The sequence below is a fragment of the Alteromonas sp. 4NS20-0143 genome (assembly GCF_057542855.1).
Map to the genome: position 1 here is coordinate 40,048 of NZ_BAAJLR010000010.1, position 18,261 is coordinate 58,308.

Annotated in this window: 12 protein-coding genes; 2 read left to right on the plus strand and 10 right to left on the minus strand. The window is 44.8% G+C overall.

The genetic code is table 11. The features are described from left to right. Positions 1-19: 19 nt before the first annotated feature. Positions 20-1,312 (plus strand): collagen-binding domain-containing protein, encoded by a 1,293-nt coding sequence (locus AC27HD_RS16760; RefSeq protein WP_487107255.1) that lies wholly within the window; start codon positions 20-22, stop codon positions 1,310-1,312. 11 nt (positions 1,313-1,323) lie between these two features. On the opposite strand, the gene AC27HD_RS16765 is transcribed toward AC27HD_RS16760, so the two are convergent. From AC27HD_RS16765 to AC27HD_RS16800, 8 genes are all read right to left on the minus strand, one after another. Further along, a complete protein-coding gene (locus AC27HD_RS16765) occupies positions 1,324-3,819 on the minus strand; it encodes a cellulose synthase subunit BcsC-related outer membrane protein (protein WP_487107257.1) in 2,496 nt (831 codons plus the stop codon). A gap of 5 nt (positions 3,820-3,824) precedes the next feature. Then, complete coding sequence (locus AC27HD_RS16770; protein WP_487107259.1) at positions 3,825-4,889, minus strand: family 8 glycosyl hydrolase; 1,065 nt, start codon at positions 4,887-4,889, stop codon at positions 3,825-3,827. Further along, positions 4,889-7,216 carry a cellulose biosynthesis cyclic di-GMP-binding regulatory protein BcsB gene (locus AC27HD_RS16775; RefSeq protein WP_487107261.1) on the minus strand — a complete coding sequence of 776 codons (2,328 nt, stop codon included), beginning with the start codon at positions 7,214-7,216 and terminating at the stop codon, positions 4,889-4,891. Before AC27HD_RS16775 ends, AC27HD_RS16770 begins: the two co-directional genes overlap by 1 nt. A 6-nt stretch (positions 7,217-7,222) precedes the next feature. Next, a complete protein-coding gene (gene bcsA, locus AC27HD_RS16780) occupies positions 7,223-9,442 on the minus strand; it encodes a UDP-forming cellulose synthase catalytic subunit (RefSeq protein ID WP_487107262.1) in 2,220 nt (739 codons plus the stop codon). Further along, the gene (locus AC27HD_RS16785; protein ID WP_487107264.1) at positions 9,423-10,004 is read right to left on the minus strand and encodes a hypothetical protein; all 582 of its coding nucleotides are present in this window, start codon (positions 10,002-10,004) and stop codon (positions 9,423-9,425) included. The genes bcsA and AC27HD_RS16785 overlap by 20 nt, the downstream gene beginning before the upstream one ends. A 274-nt stretch (positions 10,005-10,278) precedes the next feature. After that, entirely contained in the window at positions 10,279-10,764 is a 486-nt protein-coding gene (locus AC27HD_RS16790) for a YgjV family protein (RefSeq protein ID WP_032095548.1), read from the minus strand. A gap of 13 nt (positions 10,765-10,777) precedes the next feature. Then, positions 10,778-11,503, minus strand: coding sequence for a tRNA1(Val) (adenine(37)-N6)-methyltransferase (locus AC27HD_RS16795; protein WP_487107266.1), 726 nt, complete (start codon positions 11,501-11,503; stop codon positions 10,778-10,780). A gap of 227 nt (positions 11,504-11,730) precedes the next feature. Then, positions 11,731-12,351, minus strand: coding sequence for an NAD(P)H-binding protein (locus tag AC27HD_RS16800; RefSeq protein ID WP_032095546.1), 621 nt, complete (start codon positions 12,349-12,351; stop codon positions 11,731-11,733). A gap of 70 nt (positions 12,352-12,421) precedes the next feature. On the opposite strand from AC27HD_RS16800, the gene AC27HD_RS16805 reads away from it, so the two are divergent. Further along, positions 12,422-14,641 (plus strand): S9 family peptidase, encoded by a 2,220-nt coding sequence (locus AC27HD_RS16805; protein ID WP_487107268.1) that lies wholly within the window; start codon positions 12,422-12,424, stop codon positions 14,639-14,641. A gap of 121 nt (positions 14,642-14,762) precedes the next feature. On the opposite strand, the gene AC27HD_RS16810 is transcribed toward AC27HD_RS16805, so the two are convergent. Together AC27HD_RS16810 and AC27HD_RS16815 are read right to left on the minus strand one after the other, a co-directional pair. Beyond that, on the minus strand, positions 14,763-15,137 hold the full coding sequence (locus tag AC27HD_RS16810; protein WP_032095544.1) for a PH domain-containing protein: 375 nt from the start codon (positions 15,135-15,137) through the stop codon (positions 14,763-14,765). A gap of 28 nt (positions 15,138-15,165) precedes the next feature. After that, positions 15,166-18,150: a putative bifunctional diguanylate cyclase/phosphodiesterase gene (locus AC27HD_RS16815; protein ID WP_487107270.1), complete on the minus strand. Its 2,985-nt coding sequence runs from the start codon at positions 18,148-18,150 to the stop codon at positions 15,166-15,168. Between the last annotated feature and the right edge of the window lie 111 nt (positions 18,151-18,261).

Consider the following 18,261-nt stretch of genomic DNA (forward strand, 5'->3'; position numbering starts at 1 on the left):
AGACAATCCTGGAGCTATTATGAAATCTAAAATTGCCACTATTGCGATTACCGCAGTAGCATTATCCTCACAATGCAGCATTGCTGCACCTATCGCGTTGAGCGAAGCATTCAACTATAACGCATTTATCTTCAACGATTATGAGGGCGAACGATCCGATGTTGAAGGTAAGCTTGCTGTAGGTGGTAACCTTACGGTTGAAGATTTCGATGTTGGTTTATTGCTCCCACCAGATCTCTCCACCAGTTCCCTTTATGTGGGTGGTGACCTCAATTTTACACGAGGTAAAGTCAACGGCGGTCAGACTACGGTTTCAGGAATGATCAATGCCAATAATGTTGAATTTGCCGGAGGATTAAATAGCGCAACGTCTGTGTCTATTGAAGGGGGCTCTGTAAATAATGGCGGCATTAGTAGCAAGGGAGATGTATCTCTTGTCAGTTCAGGCATAAAGCAGGGAAACATCGACGCCGAAAGAGACGTTGTCATTAAAAGCGCAGGCTTAGACGATGGCTCTGTGACGTATGGCAACAACCTCATTGTAGAAAGCGGCAACTCAGGCACATCACCTGCGGTTAAAGATGCCGCGAACATTGTGCAAGTGGACAACCTTGATTTCACTGCGATAAAAGATGAAGTTCTTACCCAATCAAGGGACTTCGCTAATATGGACGTGAATGGCGTTACTACGCTCAACTGTGGCGCTGCTAAGTGCCTTGACGATGCAAGCACAAAAATCGACACCATTACGTTTACCGGCACTGAAGATATCAATATTTTTTCCATAGACAGTTCATGGTTCAGTGCCGCCGATAAGGGCATTGTCTACGATTTCTCTACCACCAGCATTAATATCATCAACGTGTTGGGGCAAAGTGTTGAGTTATTCGATACGGGCTTTTTCAACACGGCGTTTAAACAAGAAAATAGTTATTTCAGAGAAAACGGACAGTATCGGGACAACGATAATAATATCGATTTGCGCCACGACGGTCTGTACACCAATAACATTCTGTTCAACTTTGTTGATGCAACTGACGTAACGCTGCACTCCGTTGGCGTTAAAGGTAGCGTTCTCGCCCCCTATGCGCAGCTGAGCTTCTACAATGGACATATAGACGGTAATGTTATTGCTGACAGCTTAATAACGCCTGAAGTAACCTTAGTGAATGATAAGGGTGAGGAGTATCTTGCACCCACAGGTCAGGTAAACAATTACCGGTTTGGCTCAATTAATGTGAGCGAGCCCGCCTCACTTGCCCTACTATTTGGCGCTGGCTGCTTTATGATGCTGCGCAGGAAAAAGCGTTAAAGCGCTTTAAACTAAAGCGCAAACCCACGTAACCGAGGTGACGACAACAGAAGCTCGTCACTGGTTACGCCACTTCCATCTCCTCCTCGCCATCTAAGTTGAATGCCAGCCTCAAAGGCTTGGTATTCCACGGCAAATGCCTTACTCATATAGCCTGCTACAATCCAGTCTCCACCGATACGATATTGCGCCTCAGCGAGGAAATTTCCGCTTAATCCTGTGGTTTCAGAATAAGGCAAGGCCTCTGACGGGGCGGCATCGCTTTCGATATCAGGGGAAGTGATGAGCGGAAAACGAGAGTCAGCCGTTTGCTCTAGTCGTGAAAGGGCTATTGCATTACTGAGCTTTAGCTGCCAATTAAGTGCTTCTAGTGTGAGTAACTCTGAATACAATCCTAGGGAGATAAAGTAATTGGGGCTAAAGTAGCCTCCATTACCATAGGTAAAACCACTTCGATTATGCTTATATCCAGAGTAACTTGCGAAGGGACCAACGCGCCAATAATCTAGCTTATCTGACACGTCTGTAGCTATATCGTAACTAACATCACCCCGCACAGAAAAGGCAGTATTACTGTCTACTGTCTCACCATTCATGGTACTTACTTGTAATGTGCCGGCCACAGACCAACGCGGTGCCATTTCATAAGCTGCTAGCCCTCGTATGCCGTCTTCCAATACATAGCCCCACGCGCCCTCGTTTCTTGCATTGAACGAGCCTGTTTGGCTAAGCATGCTGTCCTCTTTAGGGTAACGGAACAAGGTAGTGGCAAGAGTCAGCTTAGGTAAAAACCACGTTGCAGAAATTTGACCGGTAATATCAGCGTTTACGGGCTGATCAAACATGCCGTATTCCACATTTGCATAAAAGTTGAAGCCCACGTCTTGATAGGCAATATCGGCCCTTAGGCCTTTATCTTCAAACCCGGTGATATTGTTTGATACCGCGCTACGCACTCCATCTCCCAGCAAATCATCGCCCAGCCACGCTCCAGACTGTGCCGCGCCACTATAGAACTGCTTATAATCGAGAAAGACCCGCCATTGCCAACCTTTGTAGATATCACCAATACCAATATAACTGGTTAAAACGTCGAAATTTCCTAGCCCAGATTGACCTGAGCGAGAGCGAGTCGTGATGCCAGAAACCACACTGAACGCATCTTTAGTCTGCGCCGTTGTGGAGCGCGTATCGGCGTTAATATAGGAAAGTAGAAATTGTTTTCTAGGCCATGCGCTACTATTCACCTGCGCCTGTCGGCGGGTATTTACGAGCGGAAATGTTGATGCTAGCTGATTTAACTTTAGCCTGTTATCACTATTTAGCCTGACTAACTCGCCGGCAATAACATCATCATCTGGATTTTGCTTCAGCACTTTTTCAAACGCTAACGTCGCCGTTTCCCCATCGCCATATTTTGCTGCAGCCCAACCCAGTAAGGTTAGCTCATCGAGGGTTAAGGTTCTTATATCGCCTAGCTGTTGAGCAGTTTCAATGCTGTTTTTGTAATCTCCATCTTCATAAAAATAGAGTTGCTGCTGCGCTAGGCCATCTGCACATCGACGTAAAAAGCGTTCAGTATCAATGCTGCACGCCAACTGTCTGGCCCTTGCATGCTTTTGCTGTGCGTTTAGCGATAGATACTGACCATCGGCGTTTTGCGATAACACAAAGAGTTCGTAGGCCTCGTTGTAGGCATCTTCATTGTATTTTCGCCACGCACTTCCTTCTATAAGGGACGTGATCAAACTTGTGTTGGCACCACCGTCTTTGTTGCCTTTGCCGTTGGCAAGCAAACTCGCAAGCTGCTCTATGTCTCTTTGCTGTATAGCACTATTCACTATAAAAGTAGTGATGGTTTCTAAGCCTTGTTGAGCGGAGCGACGCTGTACTTCATTTGGGCTAAGCACCAGTGTGCTATCAAACTGCGTGCGCGCTATGTTAAGTTGCCCACGATCAATAGCCGCCCACCCCATCAGTAAATAGAAGTTTGGCTGGTTTTCTTTTTCTGCTAGGGCTACTAGCTTTTTAAACTCTGTATTTGATATTTGTCTGCGAGCTTGGGGTGTTTTTTCTGCAAATATCGCTAGTGGCGATTTAGGTGCGTTGCTTACAGAACTAGGCTCATTTGATACAAGCTCCTTTTGGCTTAAAGCTGTCTGGCGATCACTCCCCTGTTGACTAGCACCCTGCTGACTAGCGCCTTGATTTGCTCGTGACAGATTATTCAGTCGGTCTAGCGCGTTTTGCAGTGGCTTCGATGGCTGCCAGCTAGGATATTGATAGCGCAAGCGCCCATACTCGTCGTTTGCGAGAGATTTCTGCCCCTCTTCGATATGAAACCAAAGCCCAGTGACATCGGGCTGACTTTCGTCAAAGGCATCAAACCCTAGCCCGCGTTCTTCATAAGTAGTTTTAGATTGACCGTGAGCCATGTGAGAGGCCAACGCGGCTAATATGGCTACTAGCAAAAGGGAAAAAAGGGATAACCGGTTATTTATAGTCATGCTTCTCACCCCGATATATCCGAGACGGCCAGCATTGAAAGTAACACCAGACTTGCTGAATAATAGTCAACGTCTCTGTTAATATCAGGCCACTTAGGCGTTGTGTCATTAACGATGTTATTAACCGCTTGCTCAACGGCATGCATGCCAAGGGTCATTGCATATTCCGCTGGTTTCTCGTCATCTAGCGAAAGGGTTGCTGGCACATAATCTTGTGACCACCATTTTGCGAATGGGCTTAACACATCATTGCGTTCAGCACTGGCTAAAAAAGTGTCAGACCATGCTAAATGCAGTGGAATTCGCACCGCATTGAACCCAAATTCACTGGCAATAACATTGTCTATTGAAAAACTACCCTTGTATAAACGCGTCCAATCAGAGGGCAGTTGATGAGATGAGAACCGGGCTTTCTGCACTACCGATATGCCGCTGGCGAATAATTCCTGCCAAATACTGGGGTTTTCAGAGTAGTCCGAAAAGGCCGACAGGGCTGGGAACACCCAGTATGAAAGATTGAACTGAACGCCGCCTTCGTTACTACTGAGACTAACGCCATCGCCGTCATAAAAGCCTGATTCACCGGGTAGTAATAAAGTGTAGCCATCCCGTGTTACTATCAGCTTTTCTTCTATGGCCTGAATAATTCTGCGCGCTTCGTCTTCATAACTCGATGTATTCCAACGTTTTGCTGCCCTAAGCAGTGCCCAAGCAATTAATACATCGCCATCTGAAGCGTTATTGGGGTCGTCAACACAAGCGGTGTCCTTCGTAGTACAAGGTGTATAGCGCCAGCTGAACAAACCGTCAGAACGCTGCAATACGGTTTGAGTCCATTGCCACATGCTATCAAAGGCTGCTCGGTCATTAGCATGAGCAGCAAACAACATACCGTAGCCTTGCCCCTCAGAGTGAGAGACCTCATCATTGCCGGTGTCGACTATTCTACCGTCGATAACAAAGAGCGCTTTGTAAGCGCTAAAACGCTGTTCAAATTGCTTATTATCAGAGTCCGTACAAGACACCAACAGCAATGCTAAGCAAAAAACAGCGGCGGCTTTAACTCTCATTACCATGAGTCTTGTACTTTTTTATTCCGACGTTTAAGCAGTAAGTAAATAAGCAAGCTGATTGAGAAAACCAGAACCACAAAACCAACTAACCAGTACCAAGGGTTGTTGGAAAGCCATAGTCTGAGTTGAAGCCACGCATCGTCAGATTCGCCAATCTCGTAGGTTTCATTCACCTGCATAACAAGGGACGGTGCGCGGCTGTCGCTCCAAGCAAAGAAATCACCGGCTAACTGCCCCCACATCGATAAGCTCACTAAATCACTCACTCTGTCGTTGAGCAACTCAGAGGTTTGTGCGGCAAGGATAAACAATGTGTCGTTACTTTCTGGGTTGGCGTGTGCGGTAAAAATAGCCTGCGGCCCTAAGTCGCTTTCTTGTATTGTGTTACCTTCCACTTTCATGGCTTTGAATGATCTGTCTTGAGTCAGATTCCTCACCCGGTTATGTAGGTTATTTTGAAGTTGATAAGACCAGCGCTTTGTCGCCTCTATTGCCGTTGTAAACTCAGACTGTTGCACTTGTGACAGTGAATCTGGCGTGCCCAATATAATTGCCGAACCTGCAATCGCGTTCGATGGCATGCTTTCAACCGCCATGTTATTAATAGTCAGATTAAGGAGCGGAGCGTTAGCCACCTGCGCTAATTTTGCACTTATCGTTAGTGCACTATCCATAAAGTCTGAAGACGGAATAATGATAGATGATGCAGGGGCTGACTCAAATCGAGCTAAGGGGTAAGCCGTTTCGCCGAACAACGCTAAATTTGGCTGCACCGCTACATGTCCCGCATCAGGAAGGTCGATAGCAGAGGTGCTCTCTAACTGAAATATTAAATGACTCCCCGCGACTTCATCACAAGCTACTCCCGCGAGAGGCGCACGAAGCGTCACATCAAAGTCGATATTGTTTGCTCCGCCTTTTAAGTATCTTGCAGGGACCGATAACTTGTAGTTTTTGAACACTTGCCCGTTCGGGTTATCAAGAGCAAGACCATGTACCAACTCATCGTTTACTTTCACATTCATAATAGAGCCAGGTCCATTACCCGCTCCGTACCCGAAATTAAGCAGTAAACCAACGCTGGCATTTTCCGGTACATAAAAATCAGCGGGTAGTAAGAAGGAGGCACGTTTTGAAAAGTCTCCTTCATCTCTAAATCTTGCCGCCGAAATACCTAAATCTTGAAACTCATAAGCGGTATCAGGGGCTGCAATTAGCTGTTTTTGTAATCGAGTTGCTTCCATACCAGAGTGAGACAGTACGGTAATTTGAGAAGTTACATTTATCTCATCGTCCATAACCGCCAAGGTTTGCGCAGCTTTGTGTACATCGTCAGTGGTATTGCCACTGACGATAAGACGAAACGTGGAAGGGATAATCACGCGGTTGCCGATAGAAAATGAAGGCGTTACTTCTGTTTTTAAATAAGGGCCTTTAATACTGTTAACCGTGGTATCGGATAGCACAGGTGAGAGCGAGGAGGCAGTACCTACTATTACATGTAACTGTTGCGTTTGACTCTTAGCTAACGCGTTGCCAGAACGGTTATTTTGAGAACTCCCCCGTGTATACCATGCTGAGCGCTCATAACGCTGAATACGTTCTTCTGTCCAGCGCTGTCCCTCATTAGCAGTGTCTAATTCAGGTAATACATATCCCTCATCAAAGGTCTCATGCTTTAGCTCAAGGGGTTGATATTGATTGCGTAGCGCTAGTGCCTGACCCACTAATGAAAGAGTACGCTTGGTAATGTCGTCTTCCACATCTGTTGCTGTAATCAACGACACGTCTCGCAAGCCACCAATTCCTGGATTGAAGAAGCCATCTAACTTATCGAATGTGAAATTATCAACATTATTACTTGAGGTTATTTGCAAGGTTGAATTATACATATTCACCTCGCTCCATAGTTCAGGTGCACTGCCATCTACACACTGATTTGCATAATGCTGACTCACATTGAATGTAAGCGTATTGAAGCCATCTCGCCATAACTTAGCCGGTATGGGAACTTCAGAAATAAGTGATGGGCGGTCGGGGTCGAACCGTATTTGACCGATGGTGGCGTTATTAAAACGTACAACAAGCTGAGAACGCTTCTCTATGAGTGCCTTAGAGCTGATTACATCTAACGTAAGCACAGCGTTATCAACGTCGGTAATTGAAGCCAGAGGAATAGCAAAGTCGATTGAATCCGCCTTACCCTCTAGGCGAATAATGCTTTCTCCAGCAAAAAAATCAGTGAGACGATAGGTATTTGTTTCAGCATTAACGGTAAATGCCAATAGTAAGCTCAACAACAACGTAGGATAGATTTTTATCATTTTTGTTTATTCCTTGGCAGAACTTATTTTGTGACTTATTTTTTTGCCTGCAATATCTAGAGCATGTAGGAAATGCAAAAGAGCAGGTTTTAACCCAACACTAAGTACGTGCTTAGCACCGTACCAGTAAGTAATCGCTCGCGTTCTCCTTCGCTGAAATGACATCCATCTGCGGCTATCTGCTAATGCAAAAGCAACAACTTCACTGTGCTCCTCTTCTGTTGATGGGGAAAACTGCACGCGAAGCAACGATAATTTACTATCGTAGTTCAAAACCGTAACAGGCAAGTGAACGTTCTTATTTAATGCCTCGCACCACGTTGTCAGTTTGGCTTGATCAGAAAATAACGCCCCTTCACCTTTTAACTTCATTCTTGCTCCACCTATGGAGAGATCCACAAGGTCGCCAACCCACGCCTGTCCTTTTTGGGTTCGTAATACAACGTTGTTGGTAGCGGGTAACCTAGATTGCGATCGCACTTGTTTTCTTTCTAACAAAACGCTCAACACCGACATCAACAATAATAGGTTGAATCCATTCCACAGCATAACAACCACGGTCAGCTCTCTACTTAGAGGCTCGGCAATAAATTTATACACCCCAGTGAAAAAAGCAAATAGCAATATAAGAATAAGCCAATAAAAAATATTGGCGAGTGGCGACACAAAAGTTTTATCTAAACTTTCCCCTTTTGGCGTAACCACAAAGGAAGGCTCTCTAGGCTTAATAAAAACCTTTATTAGCGCTTTGAGTGTGAAGGCACACTGTAAAATTTCGTATATTTCAGAAACCAAGGGCCATCGCGTTCGTCCAAACAGCATAGTGGAAATCATATACGTCGCGATAACATGAGGAATGGTATAGGCCAGTATTTCAAGCATAGAGGCATGATATACCTGCAGTCCAAACACAAGATAAGCCAAAGGCATGAGCAGAAAAATAATACGCGCGAAAGGAAATAACCAAAACATGATAGAACTCATATACCCTACACGCTGATACCACTTGAGCCCCTCGGCTTTAAAAGGCTTTTTTAACAAAAGAATCTGCGTCATTCCTTGTGCCCAGCGCATTCGCTGCTGAATGAACGCATCAAACGTTTCGGGTGCCAAACCGCTCACCATTGGTCTGTCTACATAAACCGATTCATAGCCCAATTTATGCAAATCTAACGCGGTTTCTGCGTCTTCTGTAATTGACTCACCAGATATTCCCCCTACCAACTCGAGGTGCGCTCGCCTCATCAGGGCCGCAGAACCACAAAAGAAAGAGCTGCCCCAGTAATCGAGGCCTTTTTGAATAGTCCCGTAAAACATGTCGTTTTCAGAGGGCATTCTCGTGAAGGCTGAAAAGTAGTTTCGTTCAACAGGGTCAGGGTTCGCCATAAAATGCGGAGTTTGCACCAAAAAGACATTCTCGTTTTTCAACATCCAAGGTACGGTTCTATCGAGAAAATCTGATGTAGGCACATGGTCGGCGTCTAAAATGACAATAAGGTCACTGCTAGTATTCCCTATAGCACTATTTACATTGCCCGCTTTGGCAAATTCGTTCTTTGCGCGAGTATGGTAGACAATATCGTGTTTTTCACAAAGCGCCTGAAGGTTGCTTCGCCGTTTCTTTGCCGTTGCTGCAGCAGTTTCATTGCTTGCATTAATTTTTTGATCAGTACCGCCATCGTCCAACAAGTGTATAAATAACTTGTCCTTGGGATAGTCGAGGATTTTAGCGGCGCGAATTGTCACCTCAAGAATATCAACATCTTCATTGTAGGTGGGGATCATAACGTCCACAGAAGGCAAGCGCTCTGTGTCTATATCTTTCAAAGTGAGCAGCGGTCTACTAAGAGGAAACGCATTGACAATGGCACCTAAAACGGAGGTGATGCCTGCATAAATTTCAGCAATGAATAACAGCCAAACTGCAACAAGCGAAAAAATATCGGTATAGGTGAGCGTATACAGTCCTCGCCAGAGCAGATAGCGAGTGGTTAAGGCTGTGCCTAAGACAAGGGCTAAAATTCGAAAGAAATGTTGATGGGGCTGGGTATGTTGGGCTTCTTTGCTACACCAGGAAATTGAAATTAGCACTAGCAGTGACGCGAAAAGTTGCCCGATAGCATCCATTGGCGCTAACAAAATGGCGCCAAGCAGCACAGAGGCTAATAATAGAGCGCCTATGTACTGTACGGGGTTCGATACGTTCTCATGTGGCGAGCTGTCCAATATTGCGATCCGCTATGTGTATTTTTGTGACACTCGCATAGTTTGCCCTGTTAATTAGCGTAACTTCACCATTTGACAGTTCAACTTCGTGATTGCTCTTATAGAACATTCTAGAAATGCTATCACGTTGCTCTTGTGCACTTTTCGTTGCAACACACCACGCAGGGTACGTCGCAACTCCGCATAAACATATTAGTATAATGCCATAAAAAACAGAAGGAGGTAATGATGGCGCAACGAATAATGAAAACAGTAACATAGCCATACTTGCGGTAACCAAAATAGCCGTTAGTTTACGGTAGCGAGTAATGCTATTGAGTGTGCGCTCCGCGTTTAATAGCAGGTGCAACCTATTCTGCCAAAGCTTTTCGGTCTCTAGTTGTGATTGAATACCGATCACGCCAGAAGGTGTGTCTGGCATCGCACCATCGCTTTGTGAGCGATGTTGACCCTTTGCTAGTTTATATATATTTACAGGCACGCAGTCTGCAAACTTACGCTCTAATTCGTCGCTAAAATCATTCCTTTGATGTTCACTGCGAAACTTATGTTCTTTGTTCATAACGCATCTCCCCAAAACCTCGAGTGAGTTTACTTCTACCCACTATTAGGAAACATCGCGGCATTCATACTTACTAATTGATAAGAATACGCTTACATACGCAGAAGTGTTATTGAACTTTCGCCTATTGAACTTTAGGCTTATTGTATACATGGAGATAAAAGAAAGTGAACACTCACACTTTAGAATTAAAACAGCGCAAAAAAGGGCCACTATTTCAATGAAATAATGGCCCTTTTTGAATTTTGACGGCTCCGACTTTTAAAGTTATGGATTACCGCTTTAGCTTACTAATAATGCTGATGAGGTTACTTATGTTAAACACAGTGCCAAAAATGCTTCCCACCGAAATGGCATAGAGTAAGCCCAGTGACTCGGCCACAAGAAAGGTTCTTCGTATTTGATGGGTGTCTCTTATTACAATAGAGCCAATGGTAAAAATGAGTGAGGAAGCATAGGCGATAAATATGTTCCAGTGATGCTCAAGCACAAACCACTCGTAGCATAAAAAACCAATATTAATCCCTATAAAGGCAAACAGAATAAGGTTACTTCTGTTTTTAATCGCAATGATGTTGCGAACGCTAGCGAGAAGAGTCCCTACCCCTGCGGCCATCGCATCTAGCATAAAGAAATGGGCACTCAAACTTGCCAAAGCAAACGCGGATATCAGCAGATAGCGGTCAACATTATTTTGTCGGTACCCAATGAAATTTAAAACAACAGCAACTGCACCAAATGCTTCGGCAACGACAACCATGATTTCTTCTCTTTTAAAATTTTAGATAAAACGGGCGGCAAAGCGCCTTGAACGCAGATGAATACTCACCATTGTGTTCGCGTATTGTAAGGGATGGATACGTCTCCTCAAATTCAGCGATGCTCTCGCTATCTTCATCATTAGCGCGTTGAGCCTGAAAACGGTAGACGCATAGGTAGGGATCACTTTTGCTGTCGTGTTTTACCACCAAGCAACCGGTCACAAATAAATTAAATGCTAACGCGGCTTGTTCTATTTCGGCCATTCGCCGATAGGGGTAAACGCAGTAAAGACTTCCCGCTGCAGATACGTTATTGGCCGCAAACTGAAAAAGTGCAGTCGGCGAAAGTAAGCCGGTTTGTCGAGCACTGTGTCGTGCATCGCTTTGGCTAGCAAAGGCATTGGTGGATTTATTACTGTGCTCAAAATAGGGCGGGTTCGATACAATAATATCAAAGCTGGTCTTTGGCTTATAAACCTCTAAGGCCTGGTGGTGTACCGAAATTCGTTTCGACCACTTTGACACCTCAGCATTATATCTAGCCTGCTGCGCCGCACTTTCATCTACTTCAATTGCCTGTATGTCGACAGCGTCGTCCGTTTTTTGCGCCATCATAAGTGCGAGAATGCCCGTTCCAGTACCGATGTCCAGCACACTTTTGGCCCCATTGGGACTTACCCAACTTCCAAGAATGAGACTATCGGTATTCACCTTCATGGCACACTTATCTTGCGCCACACTGAATTGCTTACAACGAAACATTTTTTATGAACATGGATTATAAAACACGTCAGGCATTTTACCTCATCTAATCTATCCCATCACGCCTGATGGAATAGATAGGTAGGAATAGATACAAATTGGAATAAGTACTAGCACGAGGGCGATACCTTACTAGACGTTTTTAGCTCACGCTTTATATTTAACCGCTTTGTATTTTTAACCGCTTTGTATTTTTAACCCATTTACCATTTTTGCAATGACATCATATTTCTTGCTACATCAATGGGCGCCACGGGACGATACTTTTTAAGCGGCCCTTTCATTATAGATTGCCAAATAGGCGCGGTTTTTTGCGCAACATCTTCAAGTAAGCGAGATTCATCTCGGTTCCCTAGCAGCAATGACGGCCTGACCGCGGATGCGTTTGGCAGCTGTGGCATACGCATAATGGCATTTTCAAGCTCGCCTTTTACCCTAAGGTAAAAATTACTACTTTTTGCATCAGCCCCCACAGAAGACACCCAAACAAAGCTATCGGCACGCTGAGCACGGGTAAGCTGTGCAGCAACGTGAATGTATTCAAAATCTACACGTCGAAATGCTTTTTTCGAACCCGCCTTTTTGAGGGTGGTGCCTAAACAGCAGTACACATGATTAACGCTAAAGTAACCTTGATAGTCTTGAAGATTTTCAAAGTCGATAACCACCGGCCTTAACCGGTTGTGTGGGTCGTTGAACATCTGTGAAGACAGGGGCTTGCGCACCAAGCATGTCACTTCATCGTAACGCCTGTCCTGTAAAAGCATATTTACGAGCGTTCGTCCGACTAAACCTGTCGCTCCTAGCACCATTGCGGATTTCATACTTTGCACCTTGTATCATGTGATGGTTTCTCTACAATCTAACCTTCGACAGTAAAATATGCAGATAACAATGAAAAAAGCCCTTTTAATTGGAGCCGCTATGCTCTCTACTGCTTTACACGCTGAAACGCTCACTATTGAGCGAATTTTCTCATCACCCTCTTTAGACGGCAGCGCCCCTCGCACACTCAAAGTGTCTCCCGATGGCGCGCGCGTTACGTTCTTAAAAGGAAAGCAAACCGACTACGAACGTCTCGACCTGTGGGAATACCACATCGACAGTGGCGAAACCCGCATGCTGTTTAATTCTAACGACTTACAAAGCGGTGAAGAAGTACTTTCTGATGAAGAGAAAGCCCGTCGCGAGCGTATGCGCCTAAAAGGTAGCGGTATAGTAAGCTACGAATGGTCTGACGATGGTAAAGCTCTGCTCTTCCCTCTTGGCGGTGATGTGTACTATCACAAACTCGGCGAAAAAGGAGCCAAGCAGCTACTCGATACCGATGCATTTGAGACAGACATTAAACTATCTCCGAAGGGTAATTACATTTCTTATGTTCGCGATCAGAACCTTTATGTAAAACATATTGCCTCGGGCAAAGAGATGGCAATTACTAAAGACGGCGGTGACAACATCAAGTTTGGTATGGCCGAGTTTGTTTCCCAAGAGGAAATGGGAAGAATGACCGGGTATTGGTGGGCGCCAGATGAAAGCAAAATTGCGTTTACTAAAGTAGACGAAAGCCCTGTAGACGTTATTACGCGTACTGAGATTTACGCTGATGACATCAAACTGGTTGAACAAAGGTACCCTAAAGCGGGTACACCCAATGTGGTTGTGGAACTTGCCATTCAGTCGCTAGACACAAACGAGCGTACGTGGGTAGATTTAGGCGAAGATAAAGATGTGTACTTTGCCAGAGGCCAATGGATGCCGGACAGCACGACATTTACCTACCAATGGCAAACACGCGACCAGCAAAACCTTGAGCTGCGTGCGTACAACACGCAAACAAAAAAACAGCGTGTACTGTTAAATGAAAGCAGTGATACCTGGGTTAACTTGCACGACGACCTGTATTTTCTCAAAGACAAAGGTCAGTTTGTTTGGGCCTCTGAGCGAGACGGATTCAAGCACCTATACCTTTTCGATAACAGCGGCAAAATGGTTAAGCAGCTCACGTCGGGAGACTGGGTGGTTGACAGTATTGAAGCCATCGACACGCAAAACGACCGCATTTTCTTTTCTGGCCGCAAAGACACACCGTTGGAAAGTCACATTTATGTCGTTCCTTTTGATGGAAAAGGCACCAGCGATATAGCACGTATTACTGAATTAGGCGCCTATCATGACGCAACTTTCAGCAGTGACGCCTCTATTTTTATTGACCGTTTCTCTACTGTTAACTCCCCTTTCCAAGTCAGTTTAAACGATGCTTCTGGCAAACGTATTACTTGGCTTGAAGAGAATAAGGTAGAAGAAGGCCATCCTTTGCACGCCTATATGGACAGTTGGACTAAGCCTGAGTTTGGCGACATTCAAACAAAAGACGGTGCGACGCTAAAATACCGTATCTACAAGCCAGAGAGCGCAGTAGAAAACCCGAATAAGAAACTGCCTGTTATCGTGTATTTATATGGCGGCCCTCACGCACAAGTTGTTACCAATAAGTGGGCGGGAAATCGTGGCTTACTAATGCAACACTGGGTTGATCAGGGTTATGTGGTCTTCACGGTAGATAATCGGGGCTCTAACTACCGAGGCAAAGCGTTTGAAGATCCTATTTACAAAAAAATGGGCTTTATCGAGGTTGATGACCAAGTTGCCGGCGTAGAGTATTTACGCACGCTGCCTTTCGTTGATGCCGACAACATTGGTATTCACGGACACAGTTATGGTGGCTACATGACCCTTATGGCCATGTTTAAAGCGGGCGACTATTTCGCTGCAGGTGTATCGGGTGCTCCCGTTACCGACTGGCGTTTATACGACACCCACTACACCGAGCGATACATGGGTAACCCAAACACCGAGAACGATGCCTACACTGCGTCTTCTGTCTTTCCATACGCGAAAGACTTAAAAGGCGACCTGCTGATTTACCACGGAATGGCTGATGACAACGTACTCTTTACCCACTCCACAATGCTTTATAAGCACTTGCAGGACCTGGCTATCCCGTTTGAAACCATGGACTATCCGGGTAAAAAGCACAGTCTTCGCGGTAAGCAAACTGGCATTCACTTATACAAAACCATTACCAACTTCTTTGAGAGAAATTTGAAGTAAGCAGGGTTTGGCGAAAAGGCTTATGGGAAAAACTTAAGCTACGAAAAAGGGCATAACAACTTTTTGTTATGCCCTTTTTTATTTTGAAAGCGTCTTAGCCGCCTAACGACAACCGTATATTTTATGCAAACATTTGATTGGCAAGGTTCTTTTGCACTGCCTGAGCCGATGAAGCGCTCAGTTCAATCTCGATAGCATCTGATTTACCCGACAGCCAAATTTTAAGCTCTGCATCGGTGTCAAAGTGCCCTGCTGTTTCAACAATAAACTGGGTAATAGATTTATACGGAATAGAGTGATAATTCACTTTTCGCCCCGTCAGCCCTTGCTTATCAATGATTATTAATCGCTTATTGGTAAACACGCTTAAGTCACGAACCAATTTAAATGCCGACGTAACCGTTTCATTATCAGCAAGTATTGGAGACAGTTCTTCCTGAACATCTTCAGAACTTGTCTCGCTCGCATTTCCCATTATTGTATCGAATAAACCCATTTTATTTTCCTTTTCAAACTGCTGAGAACTACACAGACGCAAGCTTCACTCGCCATTGAACTCTGTGTGCCAGAGGCTTAGGCTTGTCGAGAGCAAACCCCTGCCCAAAGTCTACATTAAGCTTTTGCAGCACTTGGGCCGTTGCATTATCTACAACAAACTCGGCGACGGTTTGTTTTCCCATGCTGTGAGCAATGTTATTGATGGCAGTTACTGTAGCATGGTCTATTGGATCGTGAACAATATTTCGCACGAAGGAACCATCAATTTTTACGTAGTCCACATCAAGGTTTTTAAGATAGGTAAACGATGACATTCCTGCCCCAAAATCATCTAAGGCAAAGCTACAGCCAATATCTCTGAGTGTAGAAATGAAATGCTTTGCGGCGGCCAAGTTGGTAACGGCTGTGGTTTCCGTTATTTCAAAGCAAACTTTTTCAGCAGGCACCGTGGTTCCCTGCATGCGCTGTACTATTTTTTGTAATGCAATCTCATCACCAAGGGTTATACCCGACAAATTGATGGCGACTTTGCCCACATTATCGAGATGGGCAGGGTTGGCTTCTAGCGTTTTCAATGTATTATCAACGACCCACAAGTCCACTTTATTCATCAATCCGTGGCGCTCGGCAAGGGGAATAAATAACCCCGGGCTAATAAGGCCGCTTTCGCTTGCGTTTAACCTCAGTAAGATTTCATAGTGCTGAGGATAATGCGTGCTTACCTCACTAGGTACGGTAAGAGGCATAATGGCTTGGCTATAAAGCTCAAAACCATCGTTTTGTAACGCTTTGTGAAGCGCCTGCAGCACCTTATTTTCGCTGTCGTCGATGGCAAGTTGAGCATCTCCGTCTCGGTAAACAAAATAACGATTACGTCCCAGATGCTTTGCCTTATAGCAGGCATTGTCTGCCGCTTTTATTAATGTCTCTGCGCTTTGTGTTTGCGCATTTATTTCGATAACGCCGATACTAGCGCCAACAAAAAATAATTTATCGTCGTACACAAAGCGATAGTTTGAAATGGCAAGTAACAGCTTATCCAACCGTTTTAAAACAGCGTCTAGACCTTGATCTCTAAAAATAATGCAGAATTCGTCACCACCGATACGAGCCAGTAAATCATCTCCGTTTACGTATTGTCTGAACACCGTGGAGACTTCTTTTAACAGCTTATCACCTGCTGGATGACCGCAACTGTCGTTCACTAATTTAAAGCGATCCATATCAATAAAACACATTACACTGCGACGCTGATGCTGACTGTGTGTGTCGCGTATATTGCGCAGCACTGAAGAGGTAGAATCACCCACTAATTCAGCTGTTTTATTCTCTGTCCTTGTCTCTGCCCTTATAACTTTTAGGATATCCCGAAGCTGTGCATTAAAGGCATAGCGGTTGAGCAAGCCTGTTAATTGGTCGTGATTTGCTTGAAAGTGAACTTCTTCGTGCAATGCCAACTCTTTGGTGACGTCACGGGCAATCCCCTCTACCGCGGTCAAATCTCCCTTCTCATTTAAAATTGGTGTATCTGAGAACTCGACGACATAGCTTTTTCCACATTGTCCTCGATAATGCACCAAATAGGGTGCAGGCTTTTGACCTCTTGCTATTGCCTCTCTTATCTCAAAAGTTTCGTCCGGCACTTGCTGCACGTAGCGCGACTCGTGTGCGCAAAACTGTTCCGGCTTGTAGCCTAGTATTTTCTCAACACCGGCACTCACGTAAATAAAACTGTGTTCTGCTGTTTTGGTGTATACAAAATGGCGGTGCATACCGTCGACTAAGCGGCGATAACGCTCCTCACTATCCTCTAAGTCTTTCTGCGCTTTAAAGCGCTCGGTCACATCGCGAATAGTTAAGGCAATATTATTACCTGCATTTACCACCTGAATTTTTATCCACTCAGGCACAACCTTATCGCTTTTAATGGCGACGTAACCCTCATAGGGCGCTCCGTTTTTAGCAACATTGGCCGCTTTTTCGAACTCTTCTGGAATACCTAAAAAACGAGACTGCTCGGCCAAACTCATTTTTTTCATTACATCAACCGCTCCTCTGAAAAGGTATTCACTGTATGAGTTTGCTTCTACCAAGGTGTAGTCATTCTGCGAGGGCTGATAAATGAGCAATGCATCTAGCGACGCTTCGCTGGCGGTAAGATAACGCTGCTGACTCACCGAAAGGTGCACAGCGCCTTTTAGCTGCTCATGGAATACGTAGCTCACCAACGCAGACATCAGTAAGCCAATGACAATGATCAGCATTCCTGGATTAAATGGGCTAAATTGAGACTGCATGGAAAGGGTGATATCACGGTCTATAAACTTAAAAGGAGGCAGTGAGACGAGTGTCCCATCATCCACCATTTCACCGCTAGCAAATAGCGTGCTGTTGCCGGCTTGTAGCTTAAAGTTAAACTGCGGGCCAACGAGCTCACCAAGCATGACGCCTAAAATTGTTTGTACGTCGAAGCCTGCAACAATATAACCATGCTCAGGCTCTTGAGGGCTGATTGCTCGTCCTAACAGAATGTGATGGTGTTGTGTGGAGGGAGAATAGAGTATCGCACTATTAAGTGACTCTGATAGCGTTGGAATAGCAAGTCCAAGCGCGTCCATAGGCTCGCCAATAAGGCTATTGTCGATACGAGTTTTAGTACCTGCTTTTGGGGTAGCAATCCACTGAATTGTGCCGGTTTTGTCAACATACGCCAGAGAACTATAGCCTCGCTGCATTCCCATTAACGATAAAGATTGAGTATTAAACCAGTCAACTGGATTTGGCTCAAAGGTTGGCCAATTCTGCATCAGGTTGTAAATTGCTTTTACGCGTTCAGTGGAAAATACTTCTAAGCTGATTTTTACTTGCTCGGCCACCGACTGCGCTTTTGATACCCTTGCGCTTTGTTCATCCTTTTGAATATAAATACCGGTGGACACGAACAATATAGAAAGTAATAAGAACAACACCGTGGGTAATGCATAAACACGATGGTTTATTCTATCGAACATGACTAAATCTCCGGAAACATAGCTCTCAAGCTTAATAAAGATTTATGAAGCAAATATGAATTGTCTTCGGTAGTATTCAATTTAGTGATTTAACTTTTTTATTATTAATGA